Origin of the sequence: Kitasatospora sp. NPDC059146 (genome assembly GCF_042786665.1) — a bacterium.
GTDB lineage: Bacteria > Actinomycetota > Actinomycetes > Streptomycetales > Streptomycetaceae > Kitasatospora.
This window is the reverse complement of record NZ_JBHZCY010000137.1, coordinates 1-25,102: the sequence shown is the minus strand read 5'-3', so window position 1 is coordinate 25,102 and position 25,102 is coordinate 1. Positions and strand designations below refer to the sequence as shown.

The 25,102-nt window shown below is 76.9% G+C and carries 9 protein-coding genes; all 9 read right to left on the bottom strand.

Annotated elements, in window-relative coordinates; genetic code table 11:
- The coding region (locus ACFXPX_RS36885; protein WP_380644604.1) for an MFS transporter at positions 1 to 258 on the bottom strand (258 nt) is incomplete at its 3' end.
- Entirely contained in the window at positions 173 to 1,141 is a 969-nt protein-coding gene (locus ACFXPX_RS36880) for a thioesterase II family protein (protein ID WP_380644603.1), read from the bottom strand. The genes ACFXPX_RS36880 and ACFXPX_RS36885, both read right to left, overlap by 86 nt.
- Positions 1,134 to 2,285 carry a class II histone deacetylase gene (locus ACFXPX_RS36875; RefSeq protein WP_380593542.1) on the bottom strand — a complete coding sequence of 384 codons (1,152 nt, stop codon included), beginning with the start codon at positions 2,283 to 2,285 and terminating at the stop codon, positions 1,134 to 1,136. Before ACFXPX_RS36875 ends, ACFXPX_RS36880 begins: the two co-directional genes overlap by 8 nt.
- A complete protein-coding gene (locus ACFXPX_RS36870) occupies positions 2,282 to 2,593 on the bottom strand; it encodes a hypothetical protein (RefSeq protein ID WP_380405595.1) in 312 nt (103 codons plus the stop codon). Before ACFXPX_RS36870 ends, ACFXPX_RS36875 begins: the two co-directional genes overlap by 4 nt.
- A 92-nt stretch (positions 2,594 to 2,685) precedes the next feature.
- Entirely contained in the window at positions 2,686 to 6,555 is a 3,870-nt protein-coding gene (locus ACFXPX_RS36865; protein ID WP_380644602.1) for a bifunctional SDR family oxidoreductase/pyridoxal phosphate-dependent aminotransferase family protein, read from the bottom strand.
- On the bottom strand, positions 6,552 to 7,673 hold the full coding sequence (locus ACFXPX_RS36860; protein WP_380531438.1) for a DNA alkylation repair protein: 1,122 nt from the start codon (positions 7,671 to 7,673) through the stop codon (positions 6,552 to 6,554). Before ACFXPX_RS36860 ends, ACFXPX_RS36865 begins: the two co-directional genes overlap by 4 nt.
- Complete coding sequence (locus ACFXPX_RS36855) at positions 7,666 to 13,839, bottom strand: beta-ketoacyl synthase N-terminal-like domain-containing protein (protein WP_380644601.1); 6,174 nt, start codon at positions 13,837 to 13,839, stop codon at positions 7,666 to 7,668. Before ACFXPX_RS36855 ends, ACFXPX_RS36860 begins: the two co-directional genes overlap by 8 nt.
- Positions 13,836 to 22,886, bottom strand: a complete 9,051-nt coding sequence (locus ACFXPX_RS36850; RefSeq protein ID WP_380644600.1) for an SDR family NAD(P)-dependent oxidoreductase — start codon at positions 22,884 to 22,886, stop codon at positions 13,836 to 13,838. The genes ACFXPX_RS36855 and ACFXPX_RS36850 overlap by 4 nt, the downstream gene beginning before the upstream one ends.
- On the bottom strand, positions 22,883 to 25,102 hold a 2,220-nt coding region (locus tag ACFXPX_RS36845; RefSeq protein WP_380644599.1), incomplete at its 5' end, for a type I polyketide synthase. The genes ACFXPX_RS36845 and ACFXPX_RS36850, both read right to left, overlap by 4 nt.

Below are 25,102 nucleotides of genomic sequence, written 5' to 3'. Positions count from 1 at the left end.
GGTCCAGGCGGCGACCACCGAGGCCACCCCGAAGGCGGCCGCGCCGATCAGCAGCAGTCGGCGCCGGCCGATGCGGTCGCCGAGGGTGCCCATGGTGACCAGGAAGCCGGCGATCAGGAAGCCGTAGATGTCGATGATCCACAGCATCTGGGAGGCCGAGGGGGCCAGGGCCTCACTGATGTGCGGTACGGCCAGGTGCAGCACGCTCACGTCGATGGAGAGCAGGAGGGTGGGCAGCGCCAGTACGGCCAGCCCCAGCCACTGGCGTGGACCGGCCTGCTGGGGGGAGTCGGCGGTGGTGCTCAACGGGGTTCCTTTCCGGAAGTCCGGGGGTGTACGGGGGTTCCGCCCCGTGGGGCGGTCGGTGGAGCGGTCGTGAGGGGCCCGGCGGGGTCGGAGCGACCAGGTGCCGGGCGACGGCCAGCGCGTTGGCGTGGTCGTACAGGTAGAAGTGGCCGCCGGTGAACATCAGTCGGCGGAAGCCCGCGGTGGTCTCCAGCGACCACAGGTGCAGGCGCTCCGCGAGGACGACCGGGTCGTCCGTCGCGCCGAGGGCGAGGATCGGCACGGCCGTGCCGGTCAGCGGCCGCTCATGGGCCTCCATCGCCTCCAGGTCGGCCCGGATGGCGCGCAGCGCCGGCCCGAGGAGGTCGGCGCGGGCCAGCAGCCCCGGCGCGATGCCGCCGATCTCCTGGAGGTGGGCGAGGAGTTGGGCGTCGGTGCGGTCGCGGGCGGACGGCGGCCCGCCGCCGAAGCACGGCGGCTGGCGGGCCGAGACGGCGAGCAGTTCGGGCGGCAGGCCCTTGTGCTCCATCGCCCGGGTGAGCTCGTACCCGAGGATGCTGCCGAAGCTGTGCCCGACCACCGTGTACGGCAGCGGATCCGCCCCGGTGAGGTCGGCCAGCTCCCGGACCAGCGGCTCGACCAGCGGCTCGACCCTGGTCGGTGGTGCCTCGCCGAGCCGCACGCCGCGGCCCGGCAGCTGGGCCACCAGGAGTTCGACGTCCGCGGGCAGCACCTCCCGCCAGCCGCGGAAGGCGGACGGCCAGCCGCCGGCGTGCGGCAGCGCCACCACCCGTCGGCGCGGGCGCGGCCCGGCGCCCTTGGCCGGCGCTCCCAGGCGCGTCCACCAGTCACCCATCGCCGGCCCCCCGCGCCCGCGGGCCGGCCGGGCCCGAGCGGCCCGCGAACAGCGGGTGGTGGGCGCGCAGGTGGTCGACCACCCGCCGCTGGTGGGGTTGCAGGCGCTGGCCGGGCAGGTGTTCCAGGGAGTGCAGGAACGGGTCGTCGGGGGCCGGCAGCCCGGCGACCGCGCAGGCCGTCGCCAGCACCAGCGTCGGCTGGTACCACGCCGAGTAGCCGCCCTCGTGGGCCAGGACGATCCGCCCGTCCGCCAGTTCGTCGGCCAGTCCGCACAGGGCCGCGGTCATGGCGTGGAAGGTGCGGCTGGTGCACAGCATCCGGCCCATCGGGTCGTGCCCGCCCGCGTCGACCCCGGCCGCGACCAGGATCAGGTCGGGGCGGAAGGACCGGGCGGCGGGCGCCACCAGCTGCTCCACCACGGCGAGGTAGGCCTCGTGCCCGGAGCCCGCGGGCAGCGGCACGTTGAGCGTGGTGCCGGCGCCCGCGCCCGCGCCGGTCTCCAGGACCAGGCCGGACGCCGCCGGGAACAGCCCGTCCTGGTGGACCGAGACGTACAGCACGTCCGGGTCCTCGTAGAAGACCCGTTGCAGGCCGTTGCCGTGGTGGACGTCCCAGTCCAGGACCAGCACCCGGCGCGCGCCGTGCCGCCGCGCGGTGCGGGCCGCGACCGCCAGGTTGTTGTAGAGGCACAGCGCCATAGCCCGGTCCGGTTCCGCGTGGTGGCCGGGCGGGCGCACCAGGCAGTAGGCCCGGCGGAACCGGCCGTCCAGGACGGCCGTGACGGCCTGGGCGCAGGCCCCGGCGGCGAGCCGGGCGGCCCGCGCGCTGTGGTAGTTGACGGGTGCGTACACCCCGGCGTCGCCCGCGCCGGCCGCCGAGGCGGCCTCGACGCGTTCGAGGTGCTCCGGGGTGTGCACCAGCAGCAGGTCCTCGTCGGTGGCGGGCGTCGGGGTCACGGCGGTGAACCGCTCCAGGACGCCGGCCGCCCGCACCAGGCCCTCCGCCCGGCGCAGGTCCGGGTCGACGGCGAACTGTCGCAGCGGCTCGATCCCGGGCCCCACCGGCAGGTAGCCGGCACCGGGCCCGGGGTCGTGCCAGAAGCACAGCTCGTGGCTGTACCAGGCGAGTTCGGGAAGGCTCACGCGGCGGACGCACCCAGCGGGGCCCGGCGCACGCCGGAGACCCTCTCGATGTACGCCAGGTAGTGCTCGCGCTCCTCGTCGGGGGTGCGCTTGGTGCGGAAGGTGGTCTCCAGCAGGTCCAGCACCTCGCCGGCCTCGGCGGGGCTGATCGGGCCGGCGCCGATCCGCTCCTCGGCGGCACGGATGCGAGCGGCCGGCTCGACCACGCCCCGGGTGTGCTCCTGCGGGTCGGTGGCGTGGTTGCGGGTGACGGCGATGGCCTTCAGGACGGCCGAGAAGAACGCCTCGGTGTCGGGTGCGGCGGTCATGCGGTGCTCCCCTCCGGGATGCGGTGCGCGGATGTGCGGACGGGTGGGTCAGGGGATCCGGGTCGGCCAGGGAGTCTCCGGGTCCGGGTCGGTCAGGGGATGAGGCCGCAGGCCCGGCCGGCGCGCGCCAGCACGGCGAGCGCCTCGTCCAGGTCGGCCTCGGAGTGGGCGAGGTTGACGATCGTGCGCAGCCGGGGCAGCGTCCGCGGCACCGCCGGGTAGACGATCGGCTGCACGAACAGCCCGTCGCGCTGGCACAACCGGGCCATCGCGCCCGCCTGTTCGGCGCTGCGGCAGATCACCGGCACCACCGGGGTCTCGCTGTGCAGGGTGTCGAAGCCGAGGGCGCGCAGCTGCTCGCGGTAGCGGGTGGTGCGGGCGCGCAGGTCGCGGGTGAGTTCGGGGGCCGCGGCCATCACCTCGATCGCGGCCTTGGCGGCGGCGACCTGGGCCGGGGTCGCGGCGGCGGAGAACATCCAGCCGCGGGCGTTGTTCTTGAGCGCGAAGACCAGGTCGCGCGAACCGGCGACGTAACCGCCCGCACTGGGCACGGTCTTGGACAGGGTGCCCATCTTGACGTCGATCCGGGCCGGGTCGAGGCCGAAGTGCTCGGTGATGCCGCGTCCGGTGTCGCCGAGGACGCCGAGGCTGTGCGCCTCGTCGACCATCAGCGGGGCGTCGTAGCGCTCGCACAGCTCGACGATGCCGGGCAGGTCGGCGATGTCGCCGTCCATGCTGAACACGGCGTCGGTGACCACCAGGCGGCCCCGGTCGCCCGCCTTCCGCAGGGCGCGTTCCAGGTCGGCCAGGTCGTTGTGGGCGTAGGTGATCACCTCGGCGCCGGAGAGCCGGTAGCCGTCGAGGATGCTGGCGTGGTTGTAGACGTCGCCGATGACCACGTCGCCCGCGCCGACCAGGGCGCCCACGGTGGCGACGTTGGCCATGTACCCGCTGGAGAACACCACGGCGTCCTCGGCGCCGAGGAAGTCGGCGATCGCCAGCTCCAGTTCACGGTGCAGGTGGAGGGTGCCGGCCAGCAGCCGCACACCGTGGGCGCCGGTACCGTGGCGCTCCACCGCGTCCAGGACCTGCTGGTCGATGTAGTCGTGGCCGATCAGCCCGAGGTAGCTGTAGGAGGCGAAGTTGAGGAACCAGCGGCCGTCGAACCTGATCCGGGCGCCCTCGGCGCGTTCGATCACCGGCTCGTAGAAGTACTCGTCCCTGGCGACGATCTGACGGTCCTCGGTGGAGAGCGCGTCGATCCGGCGCTCCAGGAAGCTGCCGCCGGGTGCGCCGGACAGCCGGCCGGGCAGGGTCCGCCGGGGCGTCCGGGTGCGCGGCGCCGGGACGGGTTCGGTACGGGCGGCGGGTTCCGCACGGACGGCGGGTTCCGCACGGACGGCGGGGGCGGCGGGCGCGGGGCGCGGCTCGGGCTTCCGTACGGGTGCGGGCCCGGCGTGCGGTGCCGGGTCCCGGTAGCGGTCCCACTCGGGGACGAAGACGTCGGCGCCCGCCCGGACGGGAGCGGGCGCGGGGACGGGAGCCGCGACGACTGCCGGTTCGGGCACGGGCGCGGGGGCAGGCGCGGGAGCGGGCGAGGGCGCCGGCCGGTCGGCGGCCGCCGCCGTGCGCGGCAGCGACTCCAGGTGGCCCAGCAGGGCGCCGACACCGCTGTGCTCGAAGAAGACCATCGGGTCGACGTCGAGCCCGGTGCCGGCCAGCGCCGCGGCCAGCTCGACCGCCATCATCGAGTCGAGTCCCAGCTCCAGCAGGTCGTCCTCACGGGCGACGTCGTCGACGAGCAGGATCTTCCGGACGGCGGCGGTGAGCGGCGGCCACAGCTCGCTCGTGGGTGTCAGGGTGGTGGTCATGGGTGCCCCCTTCGCTCGGGCGGTGGCGGTCAGGACGTAGTGCGCGGGTGGACGGCGGAGGGCCGCGCGCAGCAGCGCGACGCCGTCGTCCGGGGTGAGGGCGGGGACGCCGTGGGCGGCGGCCCTGGCGGCGATGTGCTCGCCCATGCCGACGTTCCACAGGCCCCAGCCGAGGCTGTACCAGGGCTCGCCCGCGGCGCGTCGGCGGGCCGCGTAGCCGTCCAGGTAGCCGTTGGCGGCGGCGTAGGCGCTCTGGCCGAGGTTGGCGCGCACGGCGGCGACGGAGGAGAACAGCGCGACGAACCCGGGCGGGTCGTGCCGGGCCGCCAGCTCGGCGAGGGCGTGCACCCCGCCGAGCTTGGGGTCGAACACCTCCCCGATCTGCACCGGGGTCAGACCGCGGGCCAGGCCGTCGCGCAGCACTCCGGCGGCGTGCAGGATGCCGTCGTAGCGCGCGGCGCCGGCCAGCCGTTCGGGCAGGTCGCGGACGTCGGCGGCCACCGTCTCCAGGTCGCACCGGGCGGCCAGCCGGTCGAGGCGCTGCCGGACCTCCCCGGCCGCCGGGGCGGTGCGGCCGACCAGGGTGAGGTGGGCGCAGCCCTCCTCGGCCAGGAACTCGGCGACCCGCAGGCCGATGCCGCCCAGGCCGCCGGTGACCAGGAAGCGTCCGCCGCGCAGGCGCGGGGGCCGGGCCGCGGCGGACCGGTCGGGTTCGATCACCGGGGCGTACCAGGTGCCGGAGCGCCGGGCCAGGTCCGGCTCGGTGTACCGGGGCGGCGGCGCGGCCTCGCCCGGTGCCAGGTCGACCAGCCGCACGGTGGTGCGCGGGTGCTCCGCGCGCAGGGTGCGGGCCAGCGCCCACAGCGCGGTCGCGAAGGGGTCGACGGGCTCGCCCCCGGTGAGGTCGTGGGCCCCGGTGAGGTCGTGGGCCGCCGTGGTGACGATCAGCAGGTCGGGCATCGGGGGCCGGGCGGCGAGGCGGCGCACCAGGGTGAAGACGCCCTGGAGGGCCTGGGCCGCGCCGTCCGCGCCCGCCGTCCCCCGGGGTGCCACGTAGACCACCTCGTGCACGGGGTGCTCGGCGAGGACGGCGTCGATCCGTTCCTGTGTCAGTTCCCCGGGCGTCAGGCGGGCGACGGGTGGGAGGCCGGGCGGCGGCGGGGTGTCCGGCGGGGCGATCAGCAGCACGGCCCGGTCGGCGGCCCGGGGCGCGGGGGCCGGGTCGGTCCGCCGCCACCCGGGGGCCTCGATCAGTCCGACGGCGGGCCCGGCAGGCTCCACGGGCTCGACGGCCCCGGCCGGCCCCGCAGGCGCGGGGCGCCCGGCGGTGGCGGCCTTGAGGGTGATCCGGTCCAGCTCCAGCAGCACCTCGCCCTGCTGGTTGCAGACGGTGGCCCGCCCGCGCACCGCGCCGCCCGGGCCGCCCGGTGCGGGCGGGTCGAGCTCGACCAGGGCCAGCACCGTCCCGGTGATCCGGCGGCGGGCGGCGATCCGGCCGACGTACCAGGGCAGGCACGCCCCGGCCGCTCCCCCGTCGAGCAGCCCGAGCAGCTGGAACACGCCGTCGAGCAGCGGCGGCGGCACGAAGGCCGCCGCGCGCGGGTCGTCCTCGGCCGTGCGCAGCACCGCCGCGATCCGGCCGGGCCCCCGCTGCGCGGAGCGGACCACCCGGTAGGCGGGCCCGTAGGCGATGCCGCTGGCGCGCCGCCAGGCGTCCAGCTCGGCGAGCGGGACGGCGTCCGGGCAGCCGGCCCGCAGGGCGGCGGTGTCGAGGTGGCGCGGCGGGGGCAGCGGGACGCCGTGGGCGCGGGCGGTGCTGTACGCGACCGGCCCGTCGGGCCCGTCGGTGCGTACGGCGCACTGCCCGTCCTCGCCGGTCACCACCGCCAGTTCGACGCGCGGGCCGTCCACCCGCAGCGGCGCGCGGAAGGCGACCTGCTCCAGCGTCCAGGACCGGCCCGGGCTCCGGGTGTCCAGGGCGCGGAGCAGCGCGTCCGCCTGGACGGCGGCGGCGAGGACGGGGTGCTCGCCGATCCGGTGGTCGGCGACCACCGGACTGGCCGCGTCGAGGACGAGCGCCGGCGCGCTCATGTGCGCAGCCCGAAGTGCTCGGTGGCCTTCACCAGGCCGTTGACCTGGATGTCGACCCGGTGCTCGCCCGGGTAGTAGCTGCGGGTCTGCACCTCCTTGACCGGGTGGGTCTTGCGCAGGCGGCGCCGTTCGCCGGCGGCGAGTTCCAGGGTGGTCAGCTTGAAGACCTTGGGGATGCTGCGCCCGTTCCTGCGGACGTGGTGGACGACGTAGTCGACGGTCACGCTGTGGGCGCGGGTGTCGGTGTTCTCGACGTCCAGCTCGATCACGACGGTGTCCCCGACGGTCACCTCGTGCGGGGTGACGCTCAGCCGGGGCACCTCGACGTGTTCGCCGCCGGTGGCGCCGAGCACCGCCAGGGCCTGCTGGTCGCCGTTCTTCACCAGGGTCCGCAGGCCGTGCTTGACGATCCAGGCGGTCTCGGGGGTGCGGCTCTGCTCCAGCCAGCGCAGGGCGGTGTCGAGGGCCTGCTGCGGGTTGTCCTTGGAGATGTCGTTGAGGTTGTTCGCGACGGACTTGCGGACGTACTCGGAGGGGTCGCTGCGCAGCGGTTCGAGGATCTCCAGGACGGGTCGCGGGTCCTTGACGAAGACGCCCAGGGTGCGGGCCCAGGGCAGCCGCGGGCGCACGCCCTCGCTGGCCAGCCGCCGCACGTTGTGGCTGGGGCTGGCCGCCCACTCGGCGACCCGTTCCATCGTCAGTGCGTGGTGCTGTTCCAGGTAGGGCCGGATCGCGTACTCGCCGGTGTGCCGCCGGGTGATCTCCTCGATGGCGTCGAGGGAGGCCTCGGGGTGGTCGAGCCCGTACTCCTCGACGAACCTGGCCACCGGCATCAGGTACCAGCTGGCGTTGAACATCCCCTCCCCCTCGGCGAGTTCGTCGCCGAGGGTGGTCAGCAGCAGGGGCAGGGCGGCGGGGTAGCCGTCGGGCAGCCGGGTGCGCAGGCCCTCGGCCAGCACCAGCACGCGGTCCTTCAACTCCTTGCCCGGCACGCGCCGTTCGACCTCGGCGGCGTAGCCCTCGACGTCGAAGCCGGGGTGGGCGGCGCGGATCCTGCCTCCGATCAGGCGGGCCGCCTCGCCGTTGAAGTGTCGCTTGAGTCCGTACTCGCTAGCCATGGTGCTCGGCCCTCTTCGTGTGCTCGGTGTGCTCGTCGGGGTTCGGTGCGGCCGCGGTGATCCAGTACCGCTGCCGGTGGAAGGGGTAGGTCGGGAGGGTGGTGATCCGCTGGCCCTTGCCCTCGTGCAGGGCGCTCCAGCGCGGTTCGGCGCCGGTGCGGTCGTGCTGGGCCGCCAGGGCGGCGTGCAGCTGGGCCTGGTCGCCGCGGCCGCGCCGGAGGGTGGCGATCCACTCGGGGTGGTCGCCGGTGTGCGCGGCCCTGGCCAGCGGGAGCAGGTGCGGCTGGGGGCCGATCTCCCACACCGTGTCCGGGGACTCCTGGCCCAGGGTGGCCGCCGCCTCGGCGAAGCGGACCGGGCGGCGGATGGCCCGGGCCCAGTACTGCGGGTCGGTCGCCGTCCCGGCGGTGTGCCAGGTGCCGGTGAGGGTCGAGACGAACGGCAGGACCGGCGGCGCGAGTTGGACGCCGGCCACCGCCTCGGCGAACGGGGCCACCGCGCCGTCCATCAGCGCGCTGTGGAAGGCGTGGCTGACCGTCAGCGGCTGCACGCGCTCGGTGCTCTCGGCCCGGAGCCGCTCGACGGCCCCGGCCGGGCCGCTGACGGTGTGCTGGCGCGGGGCGTTGTGGGCGGCGAGTTCCAGGCCCGGGTAGCGGGCGAGCAGGCCGCTGAGGGTGTCCGCGTCGGTGTGCACGACCGCCATCGCCCCGCCCCGGGGCTGGTCCTGCATCAGCCGGCCGCGCAGCGCGGTCAGCCGCAGCAGGTCGGGCAGGGTGAGCACGCCCGCCGCCCACGCCGCGGTCAGCTCGCCCAGGCTGTGCCCGGCGACCGCGTCGGGCCGTACGCCCGCCGCCGCCAGCCAGCGCACCAGGGCGACCTGCACGCTCACGATGCCGATCTGGGCGTAGCGGGTCTCGTCCAGCAGGTGCCGGGCGTCGCCGTGGAGCAGGTCGAGCAGCGGGACGTCGGTGTGCGGGGCGAGGAGTGCGGCGCACTCGTCCAGCGCCGCGCGGAAGCCCGGCTCGGTGGCGTACAGGCCCTCGCCCATGCCGGGGTACTGCGAGCCCTGACCGGTGAACAGGAACGCGGTGCGGGCCGGGCCGCCGCTGTGCCGGGCCGCCGGGGCGCCGCCCTCGGCGACGGCGGCGAGCCGGGCGGCCAGCTCCGCGGGGGTGCCGCCGTGCACGAGGGCGCGGTGGCGGTGCGCGGCCCGCGCGGTGTTCGCGGTGCGGGCGAAGTCGCCCAGGCCGGTGGCCGGGAGGGCGGCCACCTGCCCGGCGTAGGCGGCGGCCAGGGCGCGCAGCGCCGGTTCGCTCGCCGCGCCGAGGCGCACCAGGTGGCTGTCCTGGGCGAGCGGAGCGGGGGCGGCGGCGGCCGGCGCCTCCTCGACGATCACATGGGCGTTCACCCCGCCCATGCCGAAGGCGCTGACGGCGGCCCGGCGCGGGCGCTCGCCGCGCGGCCAGGGGCGGGCGCGGTCGACCAGGTGGAACGGGGTGGACTCGAAGCGGATGTGGTCGTTGGGCCGGGTGACGTGCAGGGTCGGCCACAGCTGCTCGTGCTCCAGGCCCAGCAGGACCTTGACCAGGCCGGTCAGCCCGGCGGCCGGCTCCAGGTGGCCGACGTTGGACTTCACCGAGCCGAGCGCGCAGAACTGCGCGCGGTCGGTGTGCTCGCGCCAGGCCCGGGTCAGCCCGTCCACCTCGATCGGGTCGCCCAGCCGGGTGCCGGTGCCGTGCGCCTCGACCAGGTCGATGGTCTCCGGGGAGACCTCGGCGTCCCGCAGGGCCGCGGAGACGACGTCGCGCTGGGCGGCCGGGCTGGGCGCGGAGTAGCGGGTGGTGCGGCCGCCGTGGTTGACCGCCGTGCCCCGGACCAGGCCGCGCACCCGGTCGCCGTCCCGCTCGGCGTCGGCGTGCCGGCGCAGCACCACGGCGACGGCGCCCTCGCCGGGCACGAAGCCGTCGGCGCCGTCGTCGAAGGAGCGGCAGCGGTGCCGGGGTGACAGGGCCATCAGGTCGCCCATGGAACGGAAGTACTCGGGGCTGATCCCGGCGTGCACGGCGCCGATCACCGCCGTGTCGACGTCCCCGGAGCGCAGGTGCTGCACGGCGGTGTGCAGGGCCACCAGGGAGGAGGAGCAGAGGGTGTTGACGAGGGTGCTGGGGCCGTGCCAGTCCATCAGGTAGGAGAGGCGGTTGGCGATCATCGCCTCCAGGCCGAGCCCGCGCCCGTCGGCGACCCCGTGGCGCACCCGCTCCTCGTGGTAGTGGTCGTGGCTGTAGGCGATCCACAGCCCGGTGGTGGCGCCCTCGGCCCGGGCGCCGGAGCGGCCGCCGTCCTCCAGGGCCTCCCAGATCGTCTCGTAGACGATCCGGGCCTGGGGGTCGATCAGCGGCGCCTCCCGGGGCGAGATCCGGAACGGCGCGGGGTCGAAGCCGTCCACCCGGTCGAGGAACGAGGCCTCGGGGACCGGGGCGCCCGGGTGGCGGCGGTCCGCGGGCAGCGGGCGGACGGTGTCGCGGCCCTCGCGCAGCAGCTCGGCGAACTCGGCCAGACCGGCGGCGGTGGGCAGCCGGACGGCCGCGCCGACGACGGCGATGTCGCGCGGGCGGGGGGTGTTCGCCGTGGCGGCGCGGGCGGGGGCGGCGGGCGCGGGGCGAGCGGGTGCGGGGCGAGCGGGTGCGGGGCGGGGGCGGTGCTGTTCGGCGGCGGGCGTGTCGGTGGCCGGGGCCGGGCCGGTCGGGGCGGGGCCGGTCGGGGCGGGCAGCGTCGCGGCCAGCTCCGGGGCCTCCTCGGCCAGGAAGGCGGCGAAGCGGCGCGGGGTGGGGTACTCGAAGAACACCGTCGGGTAGAGCGAGAGGCCCTGCTCCCGGGAGATCCGCTCGCTCAGCGACACCAGGCCGACGGAGTCGGATCCGGCGGACAGGAACTCGGTGTCGGCGTCGGCCTCCGCGGTCCCGGTCAGCTCCAGGAACCAGGCGAGGATCCGCACGGCCGGGTCCACCGGACGGGCGGGGGCCGGGGCGGTCGACTGCGGTACGGCCACCGGCGCGGGCTCGGGCTCAAGTGCGGGCGCCGACGCGGCGTCAGGCGTCGGACGGGCCTCGGGTGCCGCGTCGTCCGAATGACGCCCGGCCGGCTCCGGGTGCTCCTCGAAGGCCGCCGTGGGAACCCGCTTGGAGGAGATGTCCGCCAGCACCAGCAGCGGCCGGCCCGCCGCGTCGGTGACTGTCTGGGTGACCCGGCAGGCCTCGTCGTTCCAGAACGCGGTCTCGGTACGGACGTACGCCGCCTCCGCCAGCGGGCCGTGGACCTCCAGTCGGCCGACCGAGAGCGGGATGAAGGCCGAGGCCTCGGCGGCGCCGAACACCGGGTTGTCGGGCGCGATCGCGGCGATCGTCACGCTGTCCAGCAGCCCGGGGTACAGCTCGACCCCGCCGGGGTTCAGCTCCCGCTGACGCTCGCCCTCGATGCGGGCCAGCGTGCCGCCGTCGGGCAGGCCGGCCACCCAGGAGATGTTCCGGTAGTAGCGGCCGTGGTGGTAGCCGATCCGGCGCAGCCAGCGGTACAGCCGCGAGCCGGCGTGCAGTTCGGCCGAGCAGGTGTCCAGGAGCGCGGCGAGCGGGACGGCGGCGGGCTGCGGCGCCCGGCGCGCGAGGTAGCGGCCGGTGACGAACGGCTCGCCGCTCTCGCCGTCCTGGACGGTGAAACGGCCCTCGCCGTCCACCCGGCACACCACCCGGCGGGCGGCCGTGGGGATCAGCGGGCGGTGGAAGAGGACGTCGCCGAGCCCGTGGAAGGCCTCGCCGCGCACGGTCGCGCCCTCGCGCAGGAAGTCGAACCAGGCCACGCCCGGCAGCATCGTGCGCCGGTAGACCGCGTGCTGGGCGATCGGGGCCTCGCCGGGGCCGAAGACCCGGGAGAAGGTGTAGCCGGCGGCGCCCTCGTCGGAGTCCAGCACGGTGGGCGTGCCCGGCTCGGCCGAGCGCAGCGGTTCGCGCAGGTCCAGGGCCGGGCCGGTGGACTGGGCCGCAGGCAGCGGGCGCTTGCGCCAGGCGCGCCCGCCCTGGAAGGCCGCCCAGTCGATCTCCCGGCCCGCCGCGAAGAGTTCGGCCACGGTCGCGGCGAGCGTCCCGGCCACCTCCTGCTCGCCCTGGGCCCGGTCGAGCCGGGCGCAGAGCTCCGCCGTGTCCGCGCCTTGGTCGGCCACCGCCTCGGCGTCGGCCTCCTGCCGCAGGACGTCGGCCAGCGCCTGTTCCAGCGGCGTGCTCCCCCAGGCGAACTCCCGGACGGCCTCCCAGCCCGCCGGCAGGTCCACCGCCTCGGCGGGCAGGCCGAGACCGCGCAGCGCCACCGCGAGCGCGACGCCCTCGCTGATCCTGAGCAACTCGCCCGAGAACGAGGCCAGTTCGGTGCCGGTCGCGGCCTCGAAGAGGTCGAGCACCTCCCGCACGGCGGGCAGCGTCCGGTCCAGGGCGGCCAGCCAGGCGGGCGGGGTCGGCGCCGCCACCGGGCGGATCCGGACGGTCGTCCGGGGCTCCGGTGCGCCGCCCAGCAGCCACGTCCGCAGGGCGGCGGCCAGTTCTGCGGCGTCGGCGCCCGTGACGGCGGTGCGCTCCGCGCGGTGCGGCCGGGCCAGTCGCGCCGTGGCGCAGGCGTCCGCCGGGTCCGCCGGGTCCACCGTCAGGAGGCCGAGCCACTGCGCCGCGAGCTCGCGCAGCGCGTACGGGGTGCCGGCGGACAGCGGCAGGACGTGGACGGCCCGTCCCGGAGCCGGGGGGTGAGGCTCCGGGACGGAGTCGGGGACGGCCTCGGCGACCACGTGGGCGTTGGTGCCGCCGAAGCCGAAGCCGCTCACCGCGGCCCGGCGCACCGGCGCCTCGGGCCAGGGGACGGCGGCGATGGGCAGGTGGAAGGGGCCGGTGTCCAGGCCCAGGCGCGGGTTGGGCGCCGGCACGCCCGCCGCCGGGATGACGCCCTCGCGCAGCAGGACGAGGACCTTGGCGAGCGCGGCGAGGCCCGAGGCCGAGTGGAGGTGGCCGATGCGGCGCTTGAGCGAGCCCAGGGCCACCGCGTTGCGCGGCACACCGTGCCGGCCGAAGACCTCGGTGAGCGCCCGGGTCTCGATCGGGTCCCCGATGGCGGTGCCCGTGCCGTGCGCCTCGACGTACTGGACGGTGGCCGGGTCCACGCTCCGGTAGACCCGGTCCAGCAGCTCCACCTGGGCGTCCAGGTTGGGCGTGGTGACGCCCATGGTGGCGCCGTCGTTGTTGACGGCGCTCGCGCTGATCGCGCCGAGGACGTGATCGCCGTCGGCCAGCGCGGCCGCCATCGGCTTGAGGACCAGCGCGACGGCGCCCTCCCCCGGGACGTAGCCGTTGGCCCGGCCGTCGAAGGTGTGGCAGAGGCCGTCCGGGGACAGCGCTCCGGTGCGGGAGAGCAGCACGAAGGTCAGCGGGTCGATCAGCAGGTCGACGCCGCCGACGACGGCCAGGTCGCAGGCGTCGGCGGTCAGGCTCTGGCAGGCGAGCCAGAGCGCCGTCAGCGAGGACGAGCAGGCCGTGTCGACGACCAGGCTCGGGCCCGAGAGGTCGAGGCGGTCGGAGAGCCAGGCCGCCAGGAAGTTCTGCGACCGCCCCCACAGCGCCGCCGGGCGGGCGGCCTCGGGGAGCCGGGCGGCCAGGCCGCGGCCGTGGTCGAAGCCGTAGGAGTTCATCCGCGCGCCGATGAAGACGCCCGCGTTGAGCCTCCGCCGCCCGGCCCCGAGCTGGCCGGAGTCCTCCAGGGCCCGGGCGCCGACCTCCAGCATGGTGCGCTGCTGCGGGTCCAGGTGGAGCGCGTCCTCGGCGCTGAGGCCGAAGGCGGCGTGGTCGAAGGAGTAGGGGTCGAGCAGGAACGCCCCGCGGTGGTGGGAGCCCTGGTGGGGGCCGTCGCCGAGGTAGAGCTCGCGGCGCCACCGGCCGGGCGGGACCTCGCCGACCTCGGTGCCGTCCTGGTGCAGGAAGTGCGCCAGGTCGACGGCGTCCTCGGCGCCGGGGAGGCGTACCGCGAGGCCGATGACGGCGATGCGGCGGTCCGGGCGGTCCACGCTGGTCCTTTCGTCGGCGGGTCTGTCGGTGGTTCTGTCGCAGGGGCGGTCGGTGGGGCGGTCGGTGGAGGTCACGGCGTCACCGGGCCCGGTCCGGCGCCGACCAGGGGCCGCAGCAGGGCCCGCAGCGCGGTGCTGCGGCCGTCGGCGTCGGGGGCGGGGACCGGGCGGTCCGGTCCAGGCTGGGCGGGGACGGTCACCGCGAGCTCGGCGGCGAGCACGGCGGCGAGGTCGTCGGCCGTACGGGTGCGCATCAGCAGCGACGGGTCGACGGTGCGTCCGGTGTGCCGTTCCAGGGCGGTGGCCAGTTCGGCGATCGCCAGCGAGTCGAGCCCGAGGCCGGGCAGGGCCCGCTCACCGGGGTCCTCGCCGAGGACCTGGACGAACGCCGCGCGGACGGCCTCGCGGGCTGCCGTGCGGTCCCGGCCGGTGACCGGCGCGGGGGCGGCGGGCACCGTCGCGGGGACGGCGGCGGGGATGACGACGCGGATCGGGGCCGGTTCCGGTGCCAGTGTCGGTGCCGGTACGGGCTGCGCGGTGGCGGTGGCGCGGCCGGGGAAGAGCACGGCGCCGCCGGTCAGTGCGTGGTCGAGGAAGGCGGCCTCCGCCTCCCCGGCATCGATGGCGTGGGCGGCGGCGAAGGAGGCGTCCGCGGCCATGCCGACCCCCGTCCAGTCCGGCCAGGCGTGGGCCGTGACGGTGGTTCCGGCAGTGCCGTTCTCCCGTTCGGCCAGGGCGAGTTGGTAGGCGTTGGCGAGGGCGTAGTCGACCAGTCCGCGCCCGGCCCGGGCCTGGGCACCGGCGATCGAGGACACCAGGACGGCGAAGTCCGCGCCGCGCTGCTGGGCGAGCCGGACGGCGTTCAGCGAACCGGCGACCTTCGGGGCCAGCACCCGGGCGGCGTCGCCCCAGGGGCGGCGGTGCATCGCGCCGAACGGGTTGACGCCGCCGGCTCCGTGCACCACACCGCGCAACCGGCCCCAACGGGCGCCCAGTTCGTCGGCGACGGCCGCGAGCGCCGAGGCGTCGGCCGTGTCGCACGGCCGGTACGCCACCTCCGCCGGGCCCGCCAGCTCGCGCAGCGCGGCGGAGCGCCCGGGGTCGAGCGGGGACCGGCCGACGATGCCGATGCGGCGGGCGCCGCGCTCGATCAGCCGGGCGACCAGGCGTCGGCCGACGGCACCGAGCCCGCCGGTGACCAGCAGGTAACCGTCCCCGGACAGGCCGCAGTTCGGCCCGGGCGCCGCGTCGGCGGACTGCGGGGCGTAGCGGACACCGCCGCGGTACGCCACGACCGTGGCAGCGCCGTGCTCGCCGTGCTCGCCGTTCGGGGCGTCCGGGCCGTGGCCCAGGGCCGCGTACTCGTCGGCGAGTTGCCGGGCCCACGCCTCGGCCGGATCGGCCGCGTCCAGGTGGACGATCGCGCCGGACCTCCGGCTCTCGGCGCAGGCGGCGGCCACCGCCGCGGCCTCGGCGGCCCGTACCGGGCGCAGCGCGGCACGCTCCCCGGGGTGCACGGCGGCGCTGTGGCAGCCGGCCCACAGGATGCGGCCGTGTGACGGCAACTCCCGGATCTGGTCGCCGAGTTCCTTCCAGAAGGGCCCCAGCTCCTCGCCGTCGCCACCGTCGGCGTCGTCGGAGGCGTCGATCATGAGGACGGTGTCGGCGGCCCGGCCGGGCTCGGCCAGGCGCGCGCCGCGGGCACGGAGTTCGGCCTCGATCAGCTGCCCGAGGGCTCGGTCGGCGCCGACCAGCCGGACGGTCCCGGAGGCCACCGTCGGGGCGGCCGTCGCGGCGGCCGTCGCGGCGGCCGGCTCCTGGGAGTGCCACGCGGTGCGCAGGGCCTGGGCGCCGGTGAGCCGGGGGGCTTCACCGGTACGGGGCTCGCCGGTGCGGGTCCGCCAGTAGGTGTCCGGGGCGAACGGGTAGGTCGGCAGGTCAGTGGTGCGGGCCCCGGGGATACCGAGCGCGGACCGCTCGGCGGCGGCGGCCGGTTCCTGGTCGGCGTGGGTGACGGGCACCCGGCCGGCGGCGACGGCGCGCAGGGCGGTGGCGAGTTCGGCGGCGTCACGGCCGTGGACGGCCGTCCGCCATTCCTGCGGGGAGCGGCCGGTGTTGGCCGTGCGACACAGGTCGGCGGTCTCCCACGGGTCGCGGACCGCCTCGAACCGCTGGGCGTAGGCGGCGGCCAGGGTGCGGACGGTGTTCTCGTCGGCGGCCGTCACCCGCACCAGGTGGCTGCCGGGCGGCAGCGGCGCGCGGACGGGGAGGGCGGGCGGCTCCTCGACGATGACGTGGGCGTTGACGCCTCCCATCCCGAAGGAGCTCACGGCCGCCCGGCGGGCCTGCTCCCCGCGCGGCCAGGGGCGGGCGCGGTCGGCCAGGTAGAACGGCGAACTCTCGAACGTCACATGGTCGTTGGGCCGCCGGACGTGCAACGAGGGCGGGATCGTGCCGTGTTCCATCGCGAGCAGGACCTTGACCAGGCCGGCCAGTCCGGCGGCCGGCTCCAGGTGCCCGATGTTGGACTTCACCGAGCCGAGCGCGCAGAACTGCGCGCGGTCGGTGTGCTCGCGCCAGGCCCGGGTCAGCCCCTCGACCTCGATCGGGTCACCCAGCTTGGTGCCGGTGCCGTGCGCCTCGACCAGGCCGATCGACTCGGGCGACACCCCCGCCTCGCGCAGCGCCGAGGCCACCACGTCCTCCTGTCCCGAACTGCTCGGCACCGTCAGGCCGCTGGTGCGGCCGCCGTGGTTGACGGCGCTGCCGCGGATGACGCCCCGGATCCGGTCGCCGTCGCGCAGCGCCGCCGCCAGCGGTTTCAGCACCACCGACACCACGCCCTCGCCCGGCACGAAGCCGTCGGCGGTCGCGTCGAACGCCCGCACCAGGCCGGTCGGGGAGAGTGCGCGCAGACTGGTCATCGCGGTGTAGTGCAGCGGCGACAGCCCGACCCGCACCCCGGCGACGATCGCCTGCCCGCACTCGCCCACCCGCAGCGAGCGCACGGCGGTGTGCAGGGCGACCAGCGAGGAGGAGCACAAGGTGTCGATCGTCATGCTCGGACCGCGCAGGTCCAGGAAGTGGCTCAGCCGGTTGGCCAGGAAGGCGTTGTGGTTGCCCAGGCCGCTGTGGGCGTCCAGCTCCGGCGCGAGGTTGTACTCGCGGTAGTGCTGGTAACTGGCGCCCACGAACACGCCGGTGTCGCGGTCGAGGCCGCGCGGCGGCAGACCGGCCGACTCCAGCGCCTCCCAGGTCGTCCGCAGCAGCCAGCGGACCTGGGGGTCCAGGACCTCGGCCTGCTTGGGGAAGAAGTCGAAGAACCGGGCGTCGAACTCCTCGACGTTGTCGAGGAATCCGCCCACGTCGCCCGTCCGCACGGCCGCGGAGCCGTTCCAGCGGTGGGCGGGAGCCGGGCCGAGGGCGCTGCCCGCATCGGCGAGCAGCGACCAGAGCGCGTCCTCGTCCCGGGCGCCGGGCAGCGCGAGGGCGAAGCCGATGACGGCGATGTCCTTCGAGTCCGCCTCCGGCTCCGTGACGGCCGGCGCCTCCGCCGGTTCAGCGGTGCCGTCAGCGCCCTGCCCGGCGACCGGCACGGCGGGGAACTGCCCGGCCAGGTAGGCCGCCAGGGAGCGGCAGTCGGGGTGTTCCAGCACCTCACCGGGGCTCAGCCGCAACCCGTGGGCCGCCTCCAGGTCCGCCGCGACGGCCGTCGCCAGCAGGGAGTCGAGCCCGACCGTGGAGAGCGGGGTGGTCGCGGTGATCGCCGGATCGCGGAAGGCGTCCCGGACGATGGCGAGGACGGCGGCCTCGACGGCCGCACCGTGCGCGTCCGGCACGGTCCGGACCGGCACCGGCGCTTCGGAGCCGGCCGCGGCGGTCCCGGCCGCAGCGGTCTCAGCCGCAGCGGTCTCGGCTGACGCCCCCGGCCCCTGCGCCGTCCGGTACTCGACGCCGGTGAGCCGGGCCAGCGCGGCGCCGTCGGCGGCGAGCAGCGTCGCGTCGCCCCGGCGGACCCGGTCCGTCCCGGTGTCCTCGGCCTCCAGCAGCACGTAGGCGGTCCGGGCGGGGTCGCCCCACCGCTCGACCCGCCGGACGGACTCCGGCAGGTACGTCTCCGCGGCGGCGGACGGGTCCGCCAGGGTGAGCACGGCCATGCTCTGCAGGGCCGCGTCCAGCGCGACCACCGTCCGCTCCAGCGGCCCGGCCTCCGGCAGGTCGACGCGGGCGAGCACGCGGTCCGGTCCGTAGCGGACCTCGGCGAGCGAGCGCAGCGGCGCGTCGAGGTCCATGCCCTTCGCCGCGAACCAGGCGTACAGGCCGTCCGGTTCGAGGGTGCGGCCGAGGCGGGCGCGCAGGGCGTCGAGGTCCGCCGCGCGGGGGGCGCGGGCGGGTGCGGTGTCCGGGCCGGCCGGCTCGATGCGGGCGATGGTCCGCCCGCCGTGGCGGAAGGTGGCCGCTCCGGTGCGCGCCGGGTCGTCCAGGTCGCTGCCGAGCGGGCCCTCGCCGGTGCCCCGGCCGAGGAAGGCCGCCCGGTGCAGGAGGTGGGCCCGGTGCAGGGCGAGTGCCAGCGGCAGCGCGCCGGGCACGGTCGGTTCGCCGAAGACGCGGTGGGCGCGGGTCAGCCGGCGGGCGGTCTCGGCGGGGGCCCGGAAGGGGTAGGGCGGCAGGTCGGTGCGCCGGGCGGGCGCGCCCTGGTGGACGGCGCGCCAGTCGACGGTTCCGCCGCCGACGTGGTGCAGGGCCAGCGCGGTGCTCAGCCGCTGCTCGGGCAGGGGCAGCCGGGCCCGCAGGCGCTCGGCGCTCACGGCGGTGAACCGCGCGACCAGGTCGAGGAAGGCCTCGTCGGCGGGTGTCGCGGCACCGTCCAGGGGCGCGTCGCCGCGCAAGGCCTGCGCCTGCCCGTCGCGCAGGTGGCGGGCCAGCCCGGCGGCCAGCTCTCCGGCGGTGGAGCCGAGGACGGCCAGCCGGTGGCGCCGGTGGTCGCGTCCCACGGCGGCCGAGCGGCAGAGCGCGGCGAGGTCGGTCGGGGTGTCGCCGCGCAGCAGGCGGAGCACGTCCGCGGCGCGGTGGGCCAGGGCCTCGGGGGTGTGCCCGGACAGCACGAGCAGGTGCTCGCCGAGCGCCTCGGGCGCCCCGCCCGGGGCGGCGGTCCGGTCGGCGGGCTGCGGCAGGTACTCCTCCACCACGAGGTGCGCGTTGGTGCCGCCCATGCCGAAGGCGCTGATCCCGGCCCGGCGCGGCCCCTCCCCGGACCACTCCACCGGCCCGGTCGGGATGACGAACGTCCCGTCGGCCAGGTCGAGTTGGGCGCTCGGGGTGTCGAAGCCGGCCAGCGGCGGGATCTCCCGATGGCGCAGGCAGAGCAGCACCTTGAGCAGGCCGGCCAGGCCGGCGGCCGGCTCCAGGTGGCCGATGTTGGCCTTGACGGAGCCGAGGTGGCAGGGGGCGCGGCGGTCCGGGTCGGCGCCGAACACGGCGGCCAGCGCGGCCGTCTCGATCGGATCGCCCAGCTGGGTGGCGGTGCCGTGCGCCTCGATCAGGGTGATCTCCGCCGGGGCCACCCCGGCGTCCGCCAGGGCCGCCCGGATCACCTCCGTCTGGGCCTCGCTGCGCGGCACCGGCAGGGCGCCGGCCCGGCCGCCGTGGTTGACGGCCGCGCCGCGGATGACGCCCAGGACCCGGTCGCCGTCCCGCTCGGCGTCGGCCAGCGGCTTGAGCATGACGGCCACCGCGCCCTCGCCCGGGACGAAGCCGTCGGCCCGGGCGTCGAACGGACGGGGCAGGCCCTCGGACAGGGCGCCCAGCTGGCTGAGGCTGCGGTAGTACCACGGGGTCAGGCCGACGTGGCAGGCCGCGACGATCGCGGCGCCGCAGTGGCCGGCGCGCAGGGCGGCGACCGCCTGCTGGACGGCGACGAGGGCGGAGGAGCAGAGCGTGTCGACGGTCTGCGAGGGGCCCCGCAGGTCCAGGGCGTAGGAGATCCGGTTGGCCAGCAGGGCGTTCAGGGAGCCGAGCGCGCTGTAGGGGCCGACGCTGTCCAGGCCCTGGGCGTCACGGTGGTGGGTGTAGGTGGCGCCGACGAACACCCCGATGTCGCGGCGGTCGGCCAGGCCGCTCTCGTCGCGCACCGCCCAGGCGTGCTCCAGCAGCAGCTTCTGCTGGACGTCCAGTTCCTCGGCCTCGCGGACGGAGACGCCGAAGAACGCCGGGTCGAAGCGGTCGATGCCGGTGAGGAAGGCTCCGGTGCGGCAGTAGGTGCCGGTCTGGCGCGGGGCGCGCGGGCCGAAGTGGGCGTCGATGTCCCAGCGGTCGGCGGGGATCTCGGTGAAGGCGTGGCCGCCGGCGCGCAGCAGGGCCCACAGGCCGTCCTGGTCGGCGGCGCCGGGCAGGTCGCCGGAGGCGGCAACCACGGCGATGTCCCCGGGGCGAACGGCGGGGCGGTCGACGGGGCGGGCGGCGGGCGACGCCTCGGCCGTTTCCAGGACGGGAGCGGCGGCGGGAGCCGGTCCGGGGTCCGGCGCCGGGTCCGGCCCGGGGTCAGGATCGGCGGTCGGCGCGGTCGGCGCGGGCAGCGCCTCGGCCGCCCCGTACCGCTCGGTCAGCGCCTGCGCCAGCTCGGCGAAGCCGCCGTACTCCAGGAACAGGGTGGCGGGCAGGTGGATCCCCCACCGGCGGGACAGCTCCTCCGAGAGCTCGACGCTCGTGATGGAGCTCATCCCGTAGTCCGACAGCGGCGCGTCGCGGTCGAGGCGGGCCAGGCCGAGGCGCTCCGTCAGGAAGCCCTCCAGGGCCTGTTCGACGCGCTCGGGGCCGGCGCCCCCGGCGTGCAGCGCGGCGGGCGCGGGCAGTTCGTCGGCAGGTTCGGCACCCGGCAGCCGCGCGCCCGCGGGCTCGTCCTCGGGGAGGACCACCGAGGCGTCGGGGTGGGCGATGACGACCTGCCGGGTGTCCTCGCCCAGCACCGCCAGCAGGGCGTCCAGGGCCTCGGCGGTGCCCAGCGGCCGGACGCCGCGCCGGCGCAGCTGGTCGGCGACGGCGGTGCCCATGCCGACCTCGCCCCACAGGCCCCAGTCGACGCTCAGCCAGGGGCGGCCGTGCGCATGGGCGAAGGCGTCCAGGTAGGCGTTGGCGGCGGCGTACCCGGCCTGGCCGAGGTTGCCGAAGGTCCCGGAGACCGAGGCGAACAGCACGGCGAAGTCCAGGTCCGTTCCGGCGAGGGCGGCGGCGAGTTCGTGGACGCCGTCCACCTTGGGCCGCAGCACCGCGGCGAGGTCGGCGGGCGCGGCGGAGCGGATCAGGCCGTCCTTGAGGGTGCCGGCGGCGTGCACGACGCCGTGCAGTTCGCCGAAGTCCGCACGGATCCGGTCGACGACGGCGCCGAGTTCGCCCGGGGCGGTGATGTCGGCCGCGTACGAGACGACCGTGCAGCCGGGGAGGTCGGCGGCGGGGGCACCGGCGCCGCCGGAGCGGCTGACCAGCGCGACCAGGCCGGCGCCCTCCCGGGCGAGGCGGGCGGCCAGCTCGCGGCCCAGCCCGCCGTGCCCACCCAGCAGCAGGTAGCGGCCGCCGGGCCGGACCGGCCGCCCGCCCGGACGGGCCGGGCGGGTGCGCACCCGCACCGGTTCGTGGCGCACGCCCCGCCGGTAGGCGACCTCGGTGGGGCCGTCGCCGAGCTCGCCCGCCAACGCGTCGGCGGAGGCGCCGTCCAGGTCGATCAGGCGCGGGCGCAGCCCCGGGTACTCGATCGCGGCGGTGCGCACCAGGCCCCACAGCGCGGCGCGGGCGGGCACCGGGACGTCGCCGTCCACGACCGGCTGGCCGGACGCGGTCACCGCGAAGAAGCGGGCGTTGCGCCGGCGTTCGCCGAGGGTCCTGAGCGCGGCCAGGCAGCCGTGCAGGCCCTGGTCGAGTTCGGCCTGCCGCTCGCGCGCGGGCCCGGTGTTCCACAGGTGCACGACCCCGGTCACCGGCTCGCCCAGCGACTCCCACAGCCGGCGGAAGGACTCCTCGTCGGCGGCGGGCAGCAGGACGCGGTCGGCTCCGCCGGTGGCGGTGTCCGTGCCGAGGACGGCCTCCACCACGCGGGCGCCCTCCGCCCGCAGTCGGCGGGCGGTGCGCTCGGCGGGGTCGTCCCCGGCGGCGCCGTCGGCGGCGCCGTGGTGCAGCAGCACCCAGGTGCCCCCGGCCGGCTCGCGGACCGGGCCGGGCGTCTCGCGCCAGCGGATCCGGGAGAGCGGGTGGGCGGGGCCCGCCGCCCGCCCGGTGGTGCGGCGCATCCGCAGGCCGGTGAACTCGACGAGGACCTCGCCGGAGGGGCCGAGCAGCAGGGCGTCCGCCGTCGCGTAGGCGCCCTCGTCGCCGGTGCGGCGCACCAGCACGGTCGCGCCGCCCGTCCGTCCGGACAGTTCGGCGTGCACGGCGATCCGGGCGAGGCCGATCGGCAGCACGGGCCGCGGGCCGTCGGCGAGGTCCTGGAGCGCGCAGGCGGCGGCCTGGAACACGCCGTCCACCAGCAGCGGGTGGGCGTGCCAGGGCAGCGGTTCGGCGTCGGTGGCCAGTACGGCGCGGGCCGTGCCGTCCCCGACGGCCAGCTCGCGGACGGTGCGGAAGTCGGGCCCGTAGGCGAGGCCCTCGCGGGCCCAGCCCCGGTACAGCTCGGCCGGGTCGACCGTGCGCGGCGCGGTGACCTGCCAGGCCGTCGGGCCGGGGCTCCCGGCGCCGAGCAGGCGCCCCGTGCCGGTGGACAGGGCCTTGCGCTCACCCGCCAGGACGGTGCTCAGCTCGAAGCCGGTCCGGTCGGTCCCGGTGCGCCGCACGTCGAGGCGCACGGCGGCCGAGGCGTCCTCGGCGAGGGTGAGCGGGCGCAGGAAGGCCACGTCGGTGAGCTCCGACGGTGCGAAGGGGCGCAGCCCGGCGATGCCCGCGAGGGCCATCTCCAGCTGCACGGCGGCCGGCAGCAGGCCGAGGCCGTCGGCGCGGTGCTGGGCGATGAGGGGCTCGCGCCCGGCGAAGGTCTTCTCGTAGGTCTCGCGCGTCGCGTGGACGTCGTTCGTCCCGTGCGTCCCTCGGGTGTCGTTCGTCCCGTGGGTCGCGTGGGTGTCGGCTCGATGCGTCGTCACTGGCCCTCGTTCCCGTTCTCGTAACGGCGGTCGAACAGCGGGTGGCCGACGGCGCTCGCCGCGAGGCGGCGGGCGGGGGGCGCGGTCAGCTCCTGCCGGTGGAAGGGGTAGCCGGGGATGGTGGTGGTGCGCCGGTCCCGGCCGGCGTGCAGGGCGCTCCAGTCCAGGTCGGCACCGGTGCGGTTGTGGTGGGTGGTCAGGGCCGCGTGCAGCTGGGCCTGGTCGTCGCGGTCGCGGTGGAGGGTGGGGATCCAGGCCGGGTGCGGTTCGGCGAGGACGGTCCGGGCCAGCGGCAGCAGCTGGGGGTGCGGGCCGACCTCCCAGACGGTGTCCGGGGCGCCCTCGCCGAGCACGGCGAGGGCCTGGGCGAAGCGCACGGGCTCGCGGATCGCCGCCGCCCAGTGCTCGGGGTCGGTGGCGGTGGTGTCGGTGTGCCAGCGGCCGGTGAGGGTGGAGGCGAACGGGAGGGCCGGTGCCTTGAGCGGCGTCCGCGCGACGGCCTCCGCGAACGGCCGGACGGCCGGCTCCATCGCGGCGGAGTGGAAGGCGTGGCCGACGGCGAGCCGCTGGGTGCGGTGCGGGGTCCGCTCGCAGTACCGCGCGACGGCCTCGGCCGGGCCGGTGACCGTGTGCACCCGCGGCGCGTTGTACGCCGCGATCTCGACGCCGGGGTGGGCTCGCAGCTCCTCGACGAGGGTGTCCGCGTCGGTGTGGACGACGGCCATCGCCCCGCCCGCGCCGTGGCACTCCTGCATCAGGGCCCCGCGCAGCGCGGTCAGGCGCAGCAGGTCGGGCAGGTCGAGGACGCCGGCGGCCCAGCCCGCGGTGAGTTCGCCGAGGCTGTGGCCCGCGACGGCGTCGGGGTGCACGCCCGTTCCGGCGAGCAGCCGGACCAGGGCGACCTGGACGCTGACGATGGCGGGCTGCGCGTAGCGGGTCTCGTCCAGCAGGTGCCGGGCGTCGCCGTGGAGCAGGTCGGACAGCGGGACGTCGAGGTGCGGGCGCAGCAGGTCGGCGCATTCGTTCAGTGCGTCGCGGAAGGCCGGTTCGGTGGCGAGCAGGCCGCTCGCCATGGACCGGTACTGCGAGCCCTGGCCGGTGAACAGGAAGGCCGTGGTGGGCCGGCCGGTGGGCCGGACCGCCGGGGTGCGGCCGTCGGCGACCTCGGTGAGGCGCTCGGCCAGTTCGCGGGCGGTGCCGCCGTGCACGGCGACCCGCCAGCGGTGGGCGGCCCGGCCGGTGTTGGCGGTGTAGGCGATGTCGCCGAGTTCGTCGGCGGTCGCGGAGCCCAGGCGGTCGGCGTAGGCGGCGGCCAGGGTGCGGACGGCGTCCTGGTCGGCGGCCGTCACCCGGATCAGGTGGCTCTGCCGGGCCTCCGGGGTGCGGGCCGGGACGGCCGGCGGTTCCTCCACGATGACGTGGGCGTTGACGCCGCCCATGCCGAAGGCGCTGACCGCCGCCCGGCGCACCCGCCCGCCGCCGCGCGGCCAGTCGAGGGCGCGGTCGGCCAGGTAGAACGGCGAACCCTCGAACTTCACGTGGTCGTTGGGGCGGCGCAGGTGCAGCGAGGGCGGGATCGTGCCGTGTTCCATCGCGAGCAGGACCTTGACCAGGCCGGCCAGTCCGGCGGCCGGCTCCAGGTGCCCGATGTTGGACTTCACCGACCCGAGCGCGCAGAACTGCGCGCGGTCGGTGTACCGCCGCCAGGCCCGGGTCAGCCCCTCGACCTCGATCGGGTCGCCCAGGCCGGTACCGGTGCCGTGGGCCTCCATCAGGTCGATCGTGTCCGGGGACACGCCGGCGTCCCGCAGCGCCGCCAGCACCACGTCCTCCTGGGCGCCGCTGCTCGGCACCGTCAGGCCGCTGGTGCGGCCGCCGTGGTTGACGGCGCTGCCGCGGATGACGCCCCGGATCCGGTCGCCGTCGCGCAGCGCCGCCGCCAGCGGTTTCAGCACCACCGACACCACGCCCTCGCCCGGCACGAAGCCGTCGGCGGCCGCGTCGAACGGCCGGATCGCGTCCGAGGGCGAGAACGACCGCAGCCGGGAGCCCAGTTGGAAGTACTGCGGCGACATGCCCAGGTGCACCCCGGCGACGATGGCCTGCTCGCACTCGCCCGCGCGCAGCGAGCGCACGGCGGTGTGCAGGGCGACCAGCGAGGAGGAGCACAAGGTGTCGATCGTCATGCTCGGACCGCGCAGGTCCAGGAAGTGGCT